General features: G+C 60.9%; 18 protein-coding genes. 6 read left to right on the top strand and 12 right to left on the bottom strand.

Features of this window, described 5'->3' with window-relative positions:
* The first annotated feature begins 331 nt into the window (after nucleotides 1-331).
* The 5 genes from BSU04_RS32715 to BSU04_RS32735 all read left to right on the top strand — a co-directional run bounded on the left by BSU04_RS32715 (nucleotide 332) and on the right by BSU04_RS32735 (nucleotide 4,594).
* The gene (locus BSU04_RS32715) at nucleotides 332-1,357 is read left to right on the top strand and encodes a fatty acid desaturase (RefSeq protein ID WP_089164423.1); all 1,026 of its coding nucleotides are present in this window, start codon (nucleotides 332-334) and stop codon (nucleotides 1,355-1,357) included.
* Nucleotides 1,358-1,429: 72 nt separating this feature from the next.
* Entirely contained in the window at nucleotides 1,430-2,242 is an 813-nt protein-coding gene (locus tag BSU04_RS32720; protein WP_089164424.1) for a phosphate/phosphite/phosphonate ABC transporter substrate-binding protein, read from the top strand.
* 161 nt (nucleotides 2,243-2,403) lie between these two features.
* Entirely contained in the window at nucleotides 2,404-3,393 is a 990-nt protein-coding gene (locus BSU04_RS32725) for an LLM class flavin-dependent oxidoreductase (protein WP_089164425.1), read from the top strand.
* 232 nt (nucleotides 3,394-3,625) lie between these two features.
* On the top strand, nucleotides 3,626-3,871 hold the full coding sequence (locus BSU04_RS32730) for a hypothetical protein (protein ID WP_062088545.1): 246 nt from the start codon (nucleotides 3,626-3,628) through the stop codon (nucleotides 3,869-3,871).
* Between the two features lie 405 nt (nucleotides 3,872-4,276).
* Nucleotides 4,277-4,594 (top strand): H-NS family nucleoid-associated regulatory protein, encoded by a 318-nt coding sequence (locus BSU04_RS32735; protein ID WP_089164426.1) that lies wholly within the window; start codon nucleotides 4,277-4,279, stop codon nucleotides 4,592-4,594.
* 395 nt (nucleotides 4,595-4,989) lie between these two features.
* Here BSU04_RS32735 and BSU04_RS32740 read toward each other — a convergent pair whose 3' ends face one another.
* The 12 genes from BSU04_RS32740 to BSU04_RS32795 all read right to left on the bottom strand — a co-directional run bounded on the left by BSU04_RS32740 (nucleotide 4,990) and on the right by BSU04_RS32795 (nucleotide 15,999).
* Entirely contained in the window at nucleotides 4,990-5,910 is a 921-nt protein-coding gene (locus tag BSU04_RS32740; protein ID WP_089164427.1) for a flavin reductase, read from the bottom strand.
* Between the two features lie 58 nt (nucleotides 5,911-5,968).
* On the bottom strand, nucleotides 5,969-6,796 hold the full coding sequence (locus BSU04_RS32745) for an alpha/beta fold hydrolase (RefSeq protein ID WP_089164428.1): 828 nt from the start codon (nucleotides 6,794-6,796) through the stop codon (nucleotides 5,969-5,971).
* Nucleotides 6,786-7,373, bottom strand: coding sequence for an amino acid synthesis family protein (locus tag BSU04_RS32750; protein WP_089164429.1), 588 nt, complete (start codon nucleotides 7,371-7,373; stop codon nucleotides 6,786-6,788). Before BSU04_RS32750 ends, BSU04_RS32745 begins: the two co-directional genes overlap by 11 nt.
* Before the next feature lie 196 nt (nucleotides 7,374-7,569).
* Entirely contained in the window at nucleotides 7,570-8,253 is a 684-nt protein-coding gene (locus BSU04_RS32755) for a GntR family transcriptional regulator (RefSeq protein ID WP_179258517.1), read from the bottom strand.
* A 125-nt stretch (nucleotides 8,254-8,378) separates the two neighbouring features.
* On the bottom strand, nucleotides 8,379-9,461 hold the full coding sequence (locus BSU04_RS32760) for an ABC transporter ATP-binding protein (protein ID WP_089164431.1): 1,083 nt from the start codon (nucleotides 9,459-9,461) through the stop codon (nucleotides 8,379-8,381).
* Nucleotides 9,458-10,255: an ABC transporter permease gene (locus BSU04_RS32765; RefSeq protein ID WP_089164432.1), complete on the bottom strand. Its 798-nt coding sequence runs from the start codon at nucleotides 10,253-10,255 to the stop codon at nucleotides 9,458-9,460. The genes BSU04_RS32760 and BSU04_RS32765 overlap by 4 nt, the downstream gene beginning before the upstream one ends.
* Before the next feature lies 1 nt (nucleotide 10,256).
* A complete protein-coding gene (locus BSU04_RS32770; protein WP_373452898.1) occupies nucleotides 10,257-11,099 on the bottom strand; it encodes an ABC transporter permease in 843 nt (280 codons plus the stop codon).
* A gap of 87 nt (nucleotides 11,100-11,186) precedes the next feature.
* Nucleotides 11,187-12,224, bottom strand: coding sequence for an ABC transporter substrate-binding protein (locus BSU04_RS32775; protein ID WP_089164433.1), 1,038 nt, complete (start codon nucleotides 12,222-12,224; stop codon nucleotides 11,187-11,189).
* A 60-nt stretch (nucleotides 12,225-12,284) separates the two neighbouring features.
* On the bottom strand, nucleotides 12,285-12,599 hold the full coding sequence (locus BSU04_RS32780; protein ID WP_089164434.1) for an NIPSNAP family protein: 315 nt from the start codon (nucleotides 12,597-12,599) through the stop codon (nucleotides 12,285-12,287).
* 18 nt (nucleotides 12,600-12,617) lie between these two features.
* Nucleotides 12,618-14,099: an aldehyde dehydrogenase gene (locus BSU04_RS32785; protein WP_089164435.1), complete on the bottom strand. Its 1,482-nt coding sequence runs from the start codon at nucleotides 14,097-14,099 to the stop codon at nucleotides 12,618-12,620.
* Between the two features lie 15 nt (nucleotides 14,100-14,114).
* Complete coding sequence (locus BSU04_RS32790) at nucleotides 14,115-15,158, bottom strand: LLM class flavin-dependent oxidoreductase (protein WP_089164436.1); 1,044 nt, start codon at nucleotides 15,156-15,158, stop codon at nucleotides 14,115-14,117.
* Nucleotides 15,159-15,459: 301 nt separating this feature from the next.
* Nucleotides 15,460-15,999: a TetR/AcrR family transcriptional regulator gene (locus BSU04_RS32795; RefSeq protein WP_306427245.1), complete on the bottom strand. Its 540-nt coding sequence runs from the start codon at nucleotides 15,997-15,999 to the stop codon at nucleotides 15,460-15,462.
* A gap of 193 nt (nucleotides 16,000-16,192) precedes the next feature.
* Here BSU04_RS32795 and BSU04_RS32800 point away from each other — a divergent pair, with 193 nt between their 5' ends.
* Nucleotides 16,193-16,987, top strand: coding sequence for an inositol monophosphatase family protein (locus BSU04_RS32800; protein WP_089164438.1), 795 nt, complete (start codon nucleotides 16,193-16,195; stop codon nucleotides 16,985-16,987).
* Nucleotides 16,988-17,108: the final 121 nt, after the last annotated feature.

Consider the following 17,108-nt stretch of genomic DNA (forward strand, 5'->3'; position numbering starts at 1 on the left):
GCTTTCGCCATCGCGCTTCGTGCGCGAAATCGACGGCGGCCTTCGGGTCGCCAGATGTCGTGTTTCAGGCGTGCTTCGACCTCACGATAAATATTCTTACCATAAGCTTTCGAACTATCGCGAGGCCGAACGCGCTCCCGGGTCTCGCCCGCGCCGCTGTGCGCCCTAGCGCCCCGTAAGTCACATAAAGAGGCCCCGGTCCGCTGACTCTCGTCGTGCGCAACCGCTCAAGCCTCGATTCTTCACACGGGAACAAGCTTAGCGGGAATGCTTGGTTTGGCAGGCCGCGAAGCGTCGCTAAGATCGTGGCTCGTTCCGTCAGTGAATTGCCATGAGCCTTTATATAGATGATGCTCAACGCCATCGAATCCAGCAACTACGCGCGTCCTGGCGCTGGCGCAGCGAATGGCCCACCTGGCTTCTGATCGTGGCCGTATATGGCGGCTGGTTCGCGACGGCGCTTAACGCACGGTCGATCGGAATACCGCTGGCGGTAAGCATCCTCGCCGTGCTGTCGTGCCTGTATTTGTCATTGCAGCATGAACTCCTGCACGGCCATCCGACACGCTTTCCCTTATTCAACGCGCTGCTCGGCGTCGCCCCGCTCGCGGTCTGGTTCCCTTACGCGGTGTATCGCGAGTCGCATCTGCGCCACCATGACGACGTCCATCTCACCGATCCCGATCTCGACCCGGAAAGCTATTTCGTGTCCGCTGAACGCTGGCGCGGCGCCGGGGTGGTTGTGCGTTTCCTGCTGGTTGTCCGCAACACGCTCTTGGGGCGCATCCTGCTCGGCCCCTGGTTTTCCATCGTGGAAACGATTCTGTCGGCGTTCACCCAGATTGCACGGGGCAATGGCCGTATCGCAGGAGCGTGGGCCTTGCATCTCGTCCTGCTCGGACTGCTAGCGACATGGCTCGAGCGCCGCTGCGGCATCAGTCCCGCGCTTTTCATAGTCGGCGTTGGGTATCCGGCGCTCGCGTTAAGTGCGATCCGTTCGTTCCAGGAACATCGCGCAGCCGATCACGTCGCCGAACGCTCAGTGATCAACGAAGCGTCGTGGGCCTGGCGCCTTCTGTTCCTCAACAACAATTTTCACGCCGTTCATCACGACCTGCCGAGCGTGCCGTGGTTTGCGGTGGCAAGCGTCTATCATGGGCATCGCGGTGCGTATCTGGCGCGCAATGGCGGTTTTATCGTGCGCGGTTATCAAGAATGGCTTGTGCGGCATGGCGTCCAACCGATTGCGCCCGCGTTGCATCCGCTTCATGCACGCGCCGCCGATCAGATGGCACAGGCTAAGGCGGGGTCCGCCGGCTCAGCAACGCTTGGCGGTGACGCGGCGCAGCCCGTCTGACGTGTCTTTCCGGCCGGATGCCGGTATGGGTGGCGGTATTGATATCGGCTGGCGCAACGGGAAAGAATTTGCATGAACTGGGTGGCCGCATTACCGATGTACAACGTCACGCCGGCACTTGCTCTCGACTGGCGCGCTTTGCTCGACCATGTGCACCAGAGCCTGCGGCCATGGCTCGACGCCCGCGGAGACACACTCGCCCTAGCCGATCCCGAGCCGTCCCTGCAGGAATGCTGGCTGCGTGACGACCTGCTGCTGTCGCAGACGTGCGGCTATCCGCTGGTGCGGGCGCTCGCCGGACGCGTGCAGCCAGTCACTACGCCCGTTTTCACCGTTGATGGCTGCGAGGCCGGCGATTATCACAGTGTCCTGGTCGCCCGGGCTGCGGCCAATGTAACGTCGCTCGCGCAATGCCGCGGTCTGCGCGCGGCGTACAACACCCCCGATTCGAACAGCGGCATGAACCTGCTGCGCAGCGCGGTCGCGCCGCTCGCCAGCGGGCAACCGTTCTTCGCGTCGGTGATCGAAACGGGCGGACATCTGGCGTCGCTGCAGGCCCTGCAGGACGACCGCGCCGATGTTGCCGCCATCGACTGCGTGAGCTTCGCGTTCGTGCTCGATCACCTTCCGGACCTTGCCCATGGTTTGGTCGAAATCGGCACGACTCGAAGTGCGCCGGGCTTGCCGCTGATTGCATCGAAACGCGTGCCGCCGGAAGGTATCGACGCACTGGTGAGCGCACTCGCCGACGCCGTCGAGCACGATCGTCCTTTGGCAAAACGGCTCAAGCTCCACGGTTTTGCGAGGCGCCCGCTCGACGACTACTCCAGCATTCTTGAAATCGAGATGGACGCGGTCAAACGCGGTTATCCCCGCCTCGCCTGAGGGCGTTGAGCGTGGTCGCGGCAGACTTTCCTGACTTTCGGCACAATCGGCTTCTACCCGCGTGTAAGGTGCGTCCTGGATTTTTATCCGGGATTGGCGCTTGACGGGAACCGGATCGCCGGTCCCGCGCGCCGCCAGTACACGAAGCCATGGAAGCCGCAATGATCCCGTTTTCAGTTCTCGATTTATCCCCTGTCCCCCTCGGATCTACCGCCGCCGACGCGTTCCGCCACTCGCGCGAACTGGCCCAGCATGCCGAAAAACTCGGTTACCTGCGATTCTGGCTGGCCGAGCATCACAACATGACCGGGATTGCCAGCGCCGCGACCTCCGTGGTGATCGGGCACGTTGCCGCCGGCACGAGCACGATCCGCGTTGGCTCAGGCGGCGTCATGCTGCCGAACCACGCGCCGCTTGTGATCGCCGAGCAGTTCGGCACGCTGGAATCGCTGTTTCCCGGGCGTATCGATCTGGGCCTCGGCCGCGCCCCCGGCACCGACCAGACGACGGCCCGCGCCCTGCGCCGCGATCTACAGGGCAGCGCGGACAATTTTCCCGATGACGTCGTGGAATTGCAGCGTTATTTCGCCGATCCGGTGGAAGGCCAGCGCGTTCGCGCCGTGCCGGGCGCCGGGCTGAACGTGCCGATCTGGCTGCTCGGCTCGTCCACCTTCAGCGCCCAGCTCGCGGCCGCGCTCGGCTTGCCGTTCGCCTTCGCTTCGCATTTCGCGCCCGACTACCTGCTGAGCGCGCTGCAGGTTTACCGGACGCAATTCCGCCCGTCGAAGCAACTCGACCGCCCTTACGCGATGGTCGGCGTAAATGTTTTTGCCGCCGACACCACGGAAGAAGCGGAATTTCTCTTCACATCGTTGCAACAGCAATTCATCAACCTGAGACGCGGCACGCCCGGCCAGTTGCCGCCGCCCGTCAAGCAGATTCCGTGGAACGAGGCCGAACGCGCCGGCGTGGAGCATTCGCTCGCCTGCTCGGTGATCGGCGACCAGCGTCAGGTGGAGGCCGGCCTTGCCTCGCTGATCGAACAAACCCAGCCGGACGAGTTGATGGTGACGGCGCAAATTTACGATCACGCGGCCCGCCTGCGCTCGTTCGAGATCACCGCGCTGGCCCGCGCGGCAGTGGCGGCATAGCACCGGCTGCAGCTTTACGGCTATCTGGCGGATGTCAACTGCTAAGCGGCGCGGCGAACACGCATTCGGACGCTGGACGGGTATCGTTTTGACAAGCAATAATGAGGACGGCGGCTTTGAGATCCGCCGTCCTGCGCCCGCTTTTAGTGCCTTCCTGTGAACGGCAGCGGTGGGTAAGCCGTTCGAAGGGTCTCAACAGATAAGATGTTGGATATCGCAAGGGAGAAATTGAATGACCAGAAGTCCCGCCACAGGATCCATGACCTTGCTGACGGAGCGCGATGAAGCTACCGGTCAGGAAGTGCGGACGTTGCGCCTCGAACCTGCGCCCGACGGCAAGGCCGTTTTGCTGATAGAGATTGATGAAAGGAAGGCCGGCATCCATCGTGAAGTGCGCTATGAAATCACGCCGGCGGAACTCATTGCGGCAATTCGTGCGCACGGCGCGGAATTACCGGGCGAGCAACATAATCGCTAAAATGATTTAGGCATACAATAGCGGCATTCGGCGCTATCATTTCTTCGTGGCGCCCGCGGTTGTCTGGACGAATTGTTGAAAATAGCGGCTGCATGCATGGTGTTTTTGCAACATGCGCAGCCGCCAGCCGTGCACCGATCTGGTCGTGAGCTACAGCCGCTGATCCGGCGGCTTACGCATCTCGCACCGATCTCAAACACAGTAACCAGTTTGTCGAGCCGCGCGCTCGCAGCGCCCGATTATTGGGCACTGCGAGTTAAAGCGGCAATTTGCGGTATTACACTAATTGACGCGCGTCACTCGGCGCGCCACGATTTTAGTCAACCCACACATTCCTCGAGCCGCCCCGGTCCGCGCGGGCAGATGGCTCGCCTTCAAGAAAGTAAAAGCTGAATCAGGACAGCCGTGGACGAAAGAAAGCGAGACAGCATCATTGCCTATTTGCGCAGCCGAATGGCTGAGTTTGGCATTTCCGAAACAGCGCTGGCCGAAGCATTGGCCGACGTGCCAGTTTCCGTCACTCCCCCTCCAATGACCAACGGTTCGAGCGCGGCGTCCAAGCGCGCACTGCCGTCAATGCCATCGTTGCCGGATAGCGCCAACGGCACCACGCCGGTATTCAGAAGCGCTAACGGCGACACATGGGACGGGATAGGCGACATGCCAGAGTGGTTGAAACGCGCCGTGCATGCCGGGCAGGATATCGAGTTTTACCGGGTTTAAAGCCACTCACCAGGGCCCGGTGAACCATTGATGCAAATAGCAGCGCCCCGCATGCCTTGTGGCATCGGGCGGGCGTGCCCGCGCGGCACTTGAGCAGCAGTATGTGAAGATTACGTAACAGTGTGCCCGGTCATTCTGGAGGCGGCAGTTCCGTTTGATTGTTCGCCTTTTGTTTGTCCGTTGGTTGCTGTTGCGCCGAACCTATCGAGCATCATCGCAATCAGTTCGGCGCGCCGCTTGCAATCCGGCGAGGGTCGCTCCGTCCAGCCGGACAGGTGCAGCCGGGGCACCGGTATGGATAGAGTCGATGACAAGTCCCATGCGCACTGCACGCTCGGGAAAACCGTGGATCCGCGCGTCCGCGCGTTATCGGTATCCAGGCGAGTGGGAGCGCATCACCCTAACGCTTGCACCATTCCCTTCTCCACATCGCCTACATAAATACCGAACGCATCCTCCGTTCTCTCCTTCACATAGCGTCGCAGCATGGACGCAACCGTGGGGTCACGAATCCTGTCCCAGGGTATCGCGCCGAGCGGCACATACCGTACATCCGCGCCGGCAGGCGCATCATCAACAATGCGCCCCCGGTAGTAGATATGGGTGACGCCCTTCTCCTCGAACACCGCGAACAGAAAATCCAGATTCGCATTCAGCCGATACCGCTCCAGCACGCCGCGCAGACTAGCCGCATCCGCCAGCGGTTCCAAGCGCGTCCCAATGGGTAATTGCAATGCCCCCGATGCCGTCTCGATCAACACAAGACCCGCGGCATGCTCGAGGATCGCGCCAACCTGAGCTCGCTGACCGGTCGCGGCCAACGCCTCCTGCGACAAACTGAAATCCACATAAGCACCACGGCAATACCCTAGCGGTGTCGCGCTTGTATGCGTGAAATCCACGACGCGCCCAATCAGGATGATGTGGTCCCCCGCGTCCACCACCTGATGCGTCTCGCAGTCGAAACTCGCCGCGGCGCCATCCATCACCGGACTGCCGGTACGTCGCGCATGCCAGTCGACCTGCGCAAACTTGTCCGCACTCTTCGAAGCAAACACGCCCGATACGGGCCGCTGATCTTCAGCCAGTACGCTGACCGCAAAACGCTGCGTTACCGAAAACACCGGATGGCTAGAGGCCGTCTTCGCGATACAGACCAGGATCAACGCCGGATCAAGCGACACGGACGTAAACGAGTTCGCAGTAAAACCACGCGGTGAACCATCGGGTTGAATGGTCGTCACCACAGTCACGCCCGTCACGAATGCGCCCAATGCACGGCGAAACTCGGCAGTATCGAAGGAAGGCTCGTTCATGCTTTTGCTCCTTAAATTAGCGGCTGATACATAGACCTGAAGTGACTCATGCCCTCGCTCAAGCGCCGGTCGCTTCACGAATAAACTGCACCAACCGCTGGTTCACGATCGCCGGCGCAGTGACATTCATCATATGTCGCTCATTCGCAATGATCTCGGCACGTCCTCGCGGCGCAGCTGCCGCCATCGAATGGGACATGGCCGGACTCGAATTCGGATCGCACTCGCCGGTCATGAACAAGGCGGGCGCGGCGAGTTGCGGCAAGCGACCGACATGCGCCTGGTCCGAACTCGCAAACAACCGGTAGGTCCGTGCATAACCCTCCGGGTTCACTTGCTCCAGCAACGAACGCACAAGCTCCGCTACCTGCGCAAGATGACCCGGCACCGGATCGTCGAACCAGCGCGCAACGGTCGCATCAATACTCGGTTGCTCAAGCCCCCCTTCTTCCAGCGACGCCGCGCGCTGCATCACGGCGGCCCGCTGCGTCGGCGTGCGGTCGTACACCGCGTTCAGTGCAATCACGCTCGCCACCCGCTGCGGATATTGCAATGCAAACTCGAGTGCGATCAGCGAGCCCATCGAGTGACCAACCACATGCGCTTCATCGATCTGCAAATGATCCAGCAGTGCAGCAAGCTGTCCCGCGTATTCATCGAGCGCGGGTGACGCGGCCGGCAAGCGGCTGTCGCCGTGTCCGAGCATGTCATACGACACCACCCGAAAACACGACTGCAGCGCATCCACCTGAGGCGCCCACACGCTGCGGTTCATGCCCACGCCGTGGATCAGGACGAGCGCCGGGCCCTCGCCCGCCACGCTGTATGCCGTGCCGTCGAACACGCCGTTCATCGACGCATGGCTTGTCACCGTTTCATGCTTCATTGGACCCAAGCTCCTTCAGATCCTGATAGCGGTCGCCAATCCGATGATGCGGCCGCCCGCCAATCGATGCACCCAGCGCGATCACGAGCTCATCGGGCCCGGGGGCATCGATGATCGAGAACTGGATGGTGAGGTAATGCGAGCGCATGCCTTCATCGCCCTTGTGCATCAGCGGAATGGTGACCGGACAGTTAGGACCACCACGCAAATTCGTGAAACTCAAATAGCTCTTCGCACCCACCGCTTCGCGGAACTTGTTGCCAAAGCGCAGCGTGTGAATCAATGCCGAAGCATGCTCGACCTCGCCCGACGTCCCGACAATCGCGGCTTTCCCATACCCCTCCACCGCCTCGCCCGATCCGGCAATCCGCAGGATCTCCGCAGTCAGGATCTCGCCAAGCTGCGGCGCGAGGCCGTGAATCTCTGGACGCAGGTCATCGACGAAACCACGCCCCGCCCACGGATTGCGCAGCACGGCTGCCGCGGCGAACAACTTCAACGGCCGCTCGGCCGCTTTACCGCCTTCAATGAAGGTGTCTTCCACATAGGTAACCAGCTTGCGAATCTCGAGTTTCATGGGGTTTTCTCCGTAGGCAAAAACGCCGTGGCTTCATGCTGTGGCGTCGTCTAAGTATTATGGTATTCCATATTACTGGATGCAAGAATTTTTCAACGATTCAGGGGTTTACGAGAGCACGCGAAAAACCTCCAGGCGAAAAAAAACCGTCGATGTCGACGGCTTTCGTAGCCTGGGAGCTGCTGCCTTGCAGCAATCACACGCTGGCTTCAGCCGCCCTCTCGGCAAGCGTGGCCATCACGATGCCGGCCGTGCGACGCACATGTTCAAGCGACGCCGCCGCTGCGGCATCGCCGTCTTTCTTGGCGATAGCGGACAGCAACTTGTTCATCTCTCGATTCGAGTCGGCGCCTCGTCCCGGCGACGCAATAGTCACGGCTCGCAACTGGTTGATTCGGGCGTTCAGCGACTTGACCACCTGATGCATCATCAGCTTGTGGCCGCCGGTGAACATGGCTTCGTAGAAGCGTTCTGTGTAAGTCAGCACGCGCTTGAAGTCCGACTGGTCGAACGCGTCTTCGATCTCCTTGCGGATTTCACGCAGCTGCTTCACCAGCGCCGGGGTCGCATGCTCTGCACATGCCCGGGCGGCCTCGGACTCGAGCAACGCGCGGATTTCGTAGATCTCCTGAACCTGCTCAGGGTCGAGACGCGCGACAATCGGCCCGGAATGCGCAACGGTCTCGACCAGGCCCTCGGTCTCGAGGTGGCGCAGCACTTCGCGCACCACGGTCCGGCTGACGCCCAGCTGATCGCACAGCGTGCGCTCGATCAGCCGGTCGCCGGGATGATAGAAGCCCTGAGAAATTGCATCGCGCAATTTCGCAAGCGTCAGCTCGCGCAACGTCGGTGCACTTCGGTCGACACGCATTTGATCGATCATGGTTTCCTTGTCTCCGGTCTGTTATCCGGAATCCCTGGTTTTTGGAATCCCATAGTATTGCACACCCGTATTGCACACCCGTATTGCATTCCCTTCGACGGGCCTCATCCGGCGCGCGTTCGTCACGCTGCGAATACCCGGGCGCTTTCGTTCTCCCAATCGAGCCAGGCCCGCGCACCGACGGCCAGGCTCGGCTCGCGCGAACTGATCGATGTCCGCACCGCGATCTCCTGGTCCCAGGGCGTGGCGACCGCGTAGTGCATGGTGTCGCCAAGATAAGTGACATCGCGAACGATCACCTGCAAACCGCTGTCCGTAACTTCCGACGGCTGCGCGCGAATGCGGATCTGCTCAGGCCGAAGCATCAGCGCGCCGTTATCGCCATCGTTCAAGGCATGGTCGAAACCGCCGACCGATACCGGCTTGCCGTTCGGAAACACCGCCTGCGACGAGCCGTTGCCGCCGGCCAGCGTAACCGGCAGGAAATTCGAGTTGCCAATGAAACTCGCGACAAAGCGCGATGCCGGCTTCGCATAAAGCGCCTCGCCGCTACCGACCTGCTCGATGCGCCCCTTGTTGAACACCGCAATTCGATCGGACAGGCGCAGCGCCTCTTCCTGGTCGTGGGTCACATACAGGATCGTCACACCGGTCTGCTGGTGGATGCGCCGGAGTTCTGTCTGCAGTTCCTCGCGCAGCTTCTTGTCGAGCGCGGAAAGCGGTTCGTCCATCAGAAGCACTGGCGGATCGTAGGCGAGCGCGCGAGCAATCGCCACGCGCTGCTGCATCCCCCCCGACAGCTGGTCCGGCATGCGGTCGCGACAATCGCCGAGGTGCACGAGCTTGAGCATCTGCTCCACCTTCGACTTCACCTGGGCGTCGGGCAGACGCCGCACGCGCAATGGAAAAGCAACATTCTCCCCGACCGTGAGATGCGGGAACAGCGTGTAGCGCTGAAACACCATGCCGATGTTGCGCTTGTTCGGCGCAACCGACAGCAGCGACTTGCCGTCGAGCAGCACACGGCCTTCGGTAGGCGACTGAAAACCCGCGACGATGTACAACGTCGTGCTCTTGCCCGAGCCCGAGGGTCCGAGAAACGTCATGAACTCGCCCTTCTTGATATCGAGCGAGACTTGGTCGATAGCGACCACCTGGTCGTAGGTTTTACGAAGCCGTTGGATTTGCAAAAACGGTGCGCTCACGATTTACCTCTCTTAAGGACAAGCCCCAGCAACATCAGGATGACAGTCAGGCCGACCAGCAGCGACGACGCCGCGGCAATCACCGGCGTCAGGTCCTGCCGCAACGTGCTCCAGATCCGCACGGGCAGCGTCTGCAAGGTCGGACTTGCCATGAAGATCGACACCACCACCTCATCCCAGGACGCGAGGAACGAGAAGATCGCGGCCGCGAACAGGCCGAGACGAATGGCGGGCAGCGTGACGCGCCACTTCACTTCGAACGGACTCGCACCGCAGATCAGCGCGGCGTCTTCGAGCGCGGTATCGAAACTCTCCAGCGAATTGCTGATGGCGATGATTGAAAACGGCAACGCAATGATCAGGTGCCCGATCACAAATCCGACGAGCGTACCCGTCAGCCCGATGCGCAGGAAAAAACCATACAACGCGACGGCGAGCACGACTACGGGCAGTACCATCGGCGTGAGAAAAAACGCCTTCAGCAGCGCACGCCCCCGGAAGCTGCCGCGTGTCAATGCGAGCGACGCAAAGAGGCCCAGCACGACCGACAGGACCATCACGACCACGCCCAGTTCGACGCTGGTGATCAGCGAGTCGAGCCAGCCCGGATCAGTAAACAGCATGCTGTACCAGCGCAAGGTCCACCCCGGCGGCGGAAACATCAGCCACTGCGAGTTGCCGAACGACAACGCGACTATGAACAACACCGGCAGCAACAGGAACAGCGAGACGGCCGCGCCAACACCCAGGAGTGCCCAGCGCAACGGTCCTAGACGATCGAAATCGAGCAGCATGTCAGTGAACTCCGGAAGCACCCGGCGCGCGGCCGGAAAAGCGCAGTTGCACTGCATAGAGCGATAGCGTCACGAGCAGCAGCACGAAGGCAGCGGCGCCCGCGAGTCCCCAGTTCAGCAATTGCTGCACGAGTTGCGCGATCAGTTCAGCAAGCATCATGTATTCGGGACCGCCGAGCAGCGCAGGCGTCACGAAATATCCGAGCGCCATCACGAACACCATCAGTGCACCACTCGCTATGCCCGGCATGGCGAGGGGCACCAGCACGCGCCAGAACGCCTGCCAACGGCTCGCGCCGCAGATGGCAGCCGCACGCAACGTGGTGGGATCGATGGCGCGCAGGGTCGCGTGCAGCGGCATCACGAGGAACGGCAACATGATGTAGGTCATGCCGATCGTGACGCCGGTCAGGTTGTTGACCAGTGTCAGCGGCTCATGAATCACGCCCAGCCACATCAGCAAGCGGTTGATCGGACCCGTCTGCTGCAACAGCACCATCCAGGCGAAGGTGCGTGCAAGCAGGTTGGTCCACATCGAGAGCAGCAGGATCGCGAACACCAGCTTGCTGACCCAGCGCGGTGCGATGGCAAGCAGCCACGCGGTCGGAAAACCAATCACGAGCGTCACCGCCGTCACCACCGACGCCACGAAGAAGGTGTTGCCGAACACCCGCAGGTAAGTCGTCGAGCCGAACAACTGCGCATAGTTCTGCAGGCCAGGCGACGGGTCCAGCACGCTTCTCAACAGCAGCGAGAGTACCGGCAACAGGAAGAACACGATCAGCAACAGCAGGGCGGGCAGCACCAGCCGCGCCCTCCTGAAACCGGCGCTCAGCTTCGGCATGGGCACCGAAGGCTCCGCGACCGTGCTCACTGCGTTCGACATGACAACTCCTTCAAGATGATCGGCAGCCATTGCTTGGCTTCAGCGTTACTTCGATTGCCACGCATACCAGCGCTTGGCGATTTCGTCGCGATGATCGGCCCAGTACTTCATGTCCAGGTTGATCTGCGTCGCCTTGTACTGGTCCGGCTGCGTCTTCGCGACATCGGCGGGCAGCAGCGCAGCCGACTTCAGGTTGACCGGCGCGTAGCCGGTTTCGGCCGCGAAGTTCGCCTGTGCTTGTGCACCGGTTGCGGCAGCGAGGAACTTCATTGCTTCGTCCTTGTGCTTCGCGCCCTTCGGCACCACCAGCATGTCGGCGGCGGTCAGGTTCTGGTTCCACGACACACCGACATCCACGCCGGTTTGCTGCAATGCATGCAAACGGCCGTTCCAGAATACGCCGAGCGGCGCCTCGCCCGATGCCATCAACTGCTGCGACTGCGCACCGCCGCTCCACCAGACGATCTCGCTCTTGATCGTGTCGAGCTTCTTGAACGCGCGGTCGAGGTCGAGCGGATATAGCTTGTCGGGCGCAACGCCGTCGGCAAGCAGCGCGACTTCCAGCACGCCCGGTGCGGACCATTTGTAGAACGTACGTTTGCCGGGGAAGCGCTTGGTGTCGAAGAGATCGGCATAGTTGGCAGGACCGCCGCTCTTGAACGAAGCCTTGTTATACCCAAGCACGAACGAATAATAGAAACTCCCGACCGCACCCGGCGACATGAAGCGCGGGTCGAGCTGGCTCTTGTTCACCACCGAGTAATCGATTGGCTCGACCAGCCCGTCGCGCAGTGCGGCATAGGCAAAATCACCTTCGACGTCGACCACGTCCCACTGCACGTTACCGCTGTCCACCATGGCCTTGAGCTTGCCGTAATCGGTCGGTCCGTCCATCAGCACCTGAATGCCCGATGCCTGGGTAAAGGGCGTCGCCCAGTCTTTCTGTTGAGCCGATTGAGTCGTACCGCCCCAACTGGCGAACACGATCGGCGCAGCGGCCGCGAACACGGGCGCGGTAACCGAAACAACAGCGGTAACGATCAATGCGCGCACCAGGGCGTGCAAATATAACGGTTGCTGCATGACGACTGCTCCTTGAAAGATGCGGCTGGCTTCGAGAGGACTAGGCTTGAACGGCTGGTTTTACTTGAGCGGCGAGAATGCAGCGGGCTTCATGATCTTGCTTTCCATGGTTTCCAGCAGCGCCTGGATCTTCGGTGCGAAGGCCTGCCACGCGGGATCCTCCGCCAGCCGCTGACGACGCGCTTCGCGCTCATCGAGGCTCGTATAGGCCCACATATGAACGATCTGGTTGAGTGGCCCGATCTCGGAGAAGAAGTAGCCCACGAGCTCTCCCAGATGATGTTTCTGCAACGCAATGCCTTCTTCCTCGACCAGCTTCAGATACGCCGGGACTGCGCCGGTGCGGATCTTGTAAGTGCGGATTTCGTAGTACATGGCGGGCTCTATCTGTATTCAACGCATGACAAAGGGATCGGCGATGGGCTCGTCCGAGGTCCGGATCCAAACGGATTTGGTGCGGGTGTAGTCGAGCACGGCATCAAGTCCGCCCTCGCGTCCAAGACCGCTTAACTGATAACCGCCGAACGGGACGATCGGCGAGACCGCGCGATAGGTATTCACCCAGACAATGCCGGCGCGAAGCCTGCGCGTCAGCCGGTGCGCACGCGTCAGGTCGCGCGTGAAGACCCCTGAAGCGAGCCCGTACCGCGTGTCGTTTGCGAGCGCAAGGGCTTGCTCTTCGGTATCGAAACTCATCACGCTGAGCACGGGGCCGAAGAGCTCCTGCGCGACGCTCGGCACATCTGACGTGGCGCAGTCGACAATGGTCGGCTCGAAGAAAAACCCTTTACCCATGCCCTCGGGACGACGGCCGCCAGTCAGCAGCGCCGCGCCCGCGGCGAGGCTTGCCGCCAGCACCGATTCAATGTGCTCACGTTGTTTGACCGTAGCGAGCGGGCCCATTTCCGTGGCAACGTTCTGCGGATCGCCTATCTTGATTGCCCGCGCCTTCTCGACCAGTTTCGCCAACAACCGTTCGCGAATGCCGCGCTGCACGAGCAGCCGCGAACCCGCGACACAACTCTGACCGGTCGCTGCAAAAATCCCGGCAATCACCGCGTTGCTGACGCTTTCCACGTCGGCGTCATCGAAGACCAGAACCGGCGATTTGCCGCCCAGTTCCAGCGATGTCGCCGCGAGGTTCTCAGCCGAGTTCCGCACGATATGGCGCGCCGTCTCGGGACCGCCGGTGAACGCAATTTTCGCGACGAGCGGATGAGTGGTGAGCGCATGACCGCAATCGGCTCCAAAACCCGTCAGGATGTTCACCACGCCTGCTGGAAAGCCAGCTTCATGAATCAGGCGTGCGAACGCGAGCAACGGCGCAGGCCCCTCTTCCGACGCCTTGATGACAATCGTGCAACCCGCCGCCAGCGCGGGTCCAATCTTTACCGCCGACAAAAACAGCTGCGAGTTCCACGGCACGATTCCGGCCACGACACCCACCGGCTCGCGTCGAAGAAACACTTCCATGTCAGGCTTGTCGACGGGAAGATAGGCCCCCTGAATCTTGTCCGCCACGCCCGCGTAATAACGGTAGTACTCAGCGACATAGCCAATCTGACCGCGCGTCTCGCGAATGATCTTGCCGGTGTCGGCCGTCTCCAGCTCAGCCAGTTCCTGCGCGTTGGCAGCAACCAGATCGGCAAGCCGGTACAGCAGCTTGCCGCGCTGGCTCGCGTTCAGGTTGGCCCACTCGGGTGAAAACAGCGCACGGTCCGCAGCTTTGACGGCACGGTCGACGTCGGCTGCGCTGGCTGCGGGCATGGTCGCCCAAACTTCGCCTGTCGCCGGATTGATACTGTCGAAGGTCTGCAAGGCGTCGCTGAATTCGCCATCGATGTAATGCTGGAACTTCTGCAACTTCTGCAACATGTCATCTGCTCCGGTTTAGCGAGCGTCGAACGCGGGCATCACGTCGGAAATAAACCGCTCCAGCGAACGGCGCTTGCGCTCGAAGCTCATGTTGCTGTCGAGCCAGAAGCTGTATTGATCGAAACCCAGTTCTTCATACTGTTTCAACCGGTCGATGACATCGGCGGGCTGGCCGATCACCAGGTTCTTGCGAATCTGCTCTGGGGTGTACTGCGCAAACGAAGCGATGTCGGCTTGCGTCAGCGGTTCGATGAACCCCTGCTCCACCGGCCGTTCGTTCTTGAACCACTTGCTGAAATAACAATAGAAGCGGCTCAGGTCTGCCACGGCGGCGTCGACTTCCGCGGCGTCCGCACCCACGAAGGTGTGCATCAGCATCATGATCTGCGGACGCGGCACGTCTGGGTTCGCCTTGCAGGCCGCGTTGAATCGGTCCATCAGGTTCACCACTTCAGTGTCACCCGCCGCTAGCGACGTGACCTGCACATGGCAGCCGTTCCTCACCGCGAACTCATGTGAATTGGGATCACGCGCGGCGAGCCACATCGGCGGATTGGGCTGCTGGATCGGGCGCGGCACCGGCGTGGTCGACGGCCACGACCAGAACTCGCCCTGATGCGCATAGTCGCCCTTGAACAGGTTCCGCAATGCCGGCACGAGTTCACGCATCCGGGCGCCCGCGCCGAACGCGTCGAGGCCTGGCAGCAAGCGTTCGTATTCGAAGGAATACGCACCGCGCGCAATGCCGAGGTCGAGACGCCCATTGCTCGCGACATCGACCATACCGGCTTCGCCCGCGAGGCGGATCGGATGCCAGAACGGTGCGATCACCGTGCCGGTACCGAGGCGAATGCGTTCGGTGCGTGCCGCGAGGTACGAAAGGTTGATGAAGGGGTTCGGCGCGATCGTGAATTCCATCGCGTGGTGCTCGCCGACCCACGCGGTTTCAAAGCCGCCCTTTTCCGCGATCAGGACGAGATCGGTGAGTTCGTCGAAGAGTTGCCGATGCGACGTATGCGCGTCGTAACGCTCCATATGGAGAAACAGCGAGAATTTCATGATCGACCTATGTGCAGTGAAACAGTCCGTCTTGCTGCGGGCGCGATGAACCCGAGCGCCCGCTTCGTATCGACCGCTTGAACGTTGCGGCTGGTATTACGGTATTCCATCGAATGTCGCAAATCAAGCGTTTCAATATTATGGTATTCCATAATATTAGATGCGAACGTGGGTGGTTTCAGGGAGGCGTTGCAAGGCGTGGGTGGCGCGGGAGAGCCCGTCCTGGAAAGAACAGGAGGGTGAAGCGGCTGTCGTGAAAGGCGCGGTGGATGAATAAACTGAGGGATGGCGGGCCGCTGACCTACGAGCGTTCCAGGTAACCGAAGACCGCTCGGATCACCCGGCTTTCCAGTTCGCCGATGTCCGTTTCACCGCGCTCTCCTGCGGAGTCGGTCAATCCACGGGTGATCGCCAAAATGTCGTAGGCCAGGACAGCAACGTCCTCAGCCGAATGCTCCGGCCGCTTCTTCAGCACTTCGACAATGACTGCCTGAATGGTGCTGCCAACGCGCACCGCATGCGCCGGAAACGGTAACCGGGTCTCCTCGAAATCGAGCAGCCGTGCGAGTTTCGGACGGGTAAGTTGATGCGCTGTCGCCGCGCGGATCATTGACCTTAGCGCGTCTGCCCAGTCATCCATGCGAGCCGCCTTCACTACGGCGTCCAGCAAGACTGCCGACTCCTGCTCGATCAACGCGATGGTGATCGCGTCCTTACCGGGGTAGTACTGGTAAAGCGAGCCGATACTCACGCCTGCTCGCTCAGCAATCGAATTGGTGGTGTAACCCTCGAAGCCGTGCTGTTCGAGAATGTGAGCCGCCGCTTCGAGAATGACGCCCACGGTTCGGCTCGAACGTGGCTGAGCCGGTTGTTTTCTGGGGTTGAGGCGGGTAGCGGAGCGCGTTGGCGTCATGTCCGGAATGCGAGTAGCCGATGTGAGCTGGTGCTCGTATTATCTATCAAACGTTTCGAAAAATCTTTTGACCGATTCCTTTGCGGGTTGAAAACCTGCCCTTGACCAACGACCTCATCTCATGACAATTAGCGATCCTTATGTTTGTTCCGCCTTGATCCGTGGCATCACCGATCAGTTAGCCGCGTCGGCCGCGCCGTCCAAGCCGGACGAGACGGTCAATCAGCTCATACACCGTGTCAATCAAGCAAGCACATGGGCCAAAACCATGATGCGATCGGCACTGAACCAGCATTACCCGGGCATTGGATGGTCCGGTTCGGAGGCGCAGCCGGATAAACCCGATGAAGCTGGTGCTAGCCCCTACTGGGTCTATGACCCGATTGACGGCGCATATCACTATGTTCAGGGACTGCCGCTATGGTCCGGTTCGCTGGCTTTGATCAGCGAAGGTCGTCCGGTCTTTTCGATTGTCTACGAACCATTGCTGCATGAGCTTTTTGTCGCGACTCAATCCGGCGGTGCGACGCTTAACGGTGTGTCATTGCGGGTATCGGAAAAGTCGGATTTGCGCGCCTCGGTTGTTGCCACCGCGTTACCTCCGTTTGGATACGGCGACGAGGGCGAACATCGTCGATCGGTTGCCTTGCTTGGCGCAATGTCCCGGCGTGTGTTTGTAGTGCGGCAGATGGCTTCCGCGTCGCTGCAGTTGGCTTATGTGGCTGCGGGACGGCTGGATGCTTATTGGGAAACCGGCAATGATTTATACGACTGGATTGCCGGCGCATTGCTGGTCCGGGAAGCCGGAGGCCAGGTCACTGACCTTGCCGGTGCGCCGCTAGGTTCGAATGGGAATGGCATTGCTGCGGCGCCAACGGGGCTTGCGGTTGCGTTGCGCGAGGGGATGACGGACTAGCACACCGGCAGGTTGTCGATGTTATTGGGCCTTCGTCGCAATGGCGTAGTTAAGTGAGATTCTTTCGCAGCCTGCGCATTCGAATGGGTTATCCGAATGCGCAGGCCCGACATATCCGCAA

It is taken from the genome of Caballeronia sordidicola (assembly GCF_002220365.1).
GTDB lineage: Bacteria > Pseudomonadota > Gammaproteobacteria > Burkholderiales > Burkholderiaceae > Caballeronia > Caballeronia sordidicola_C.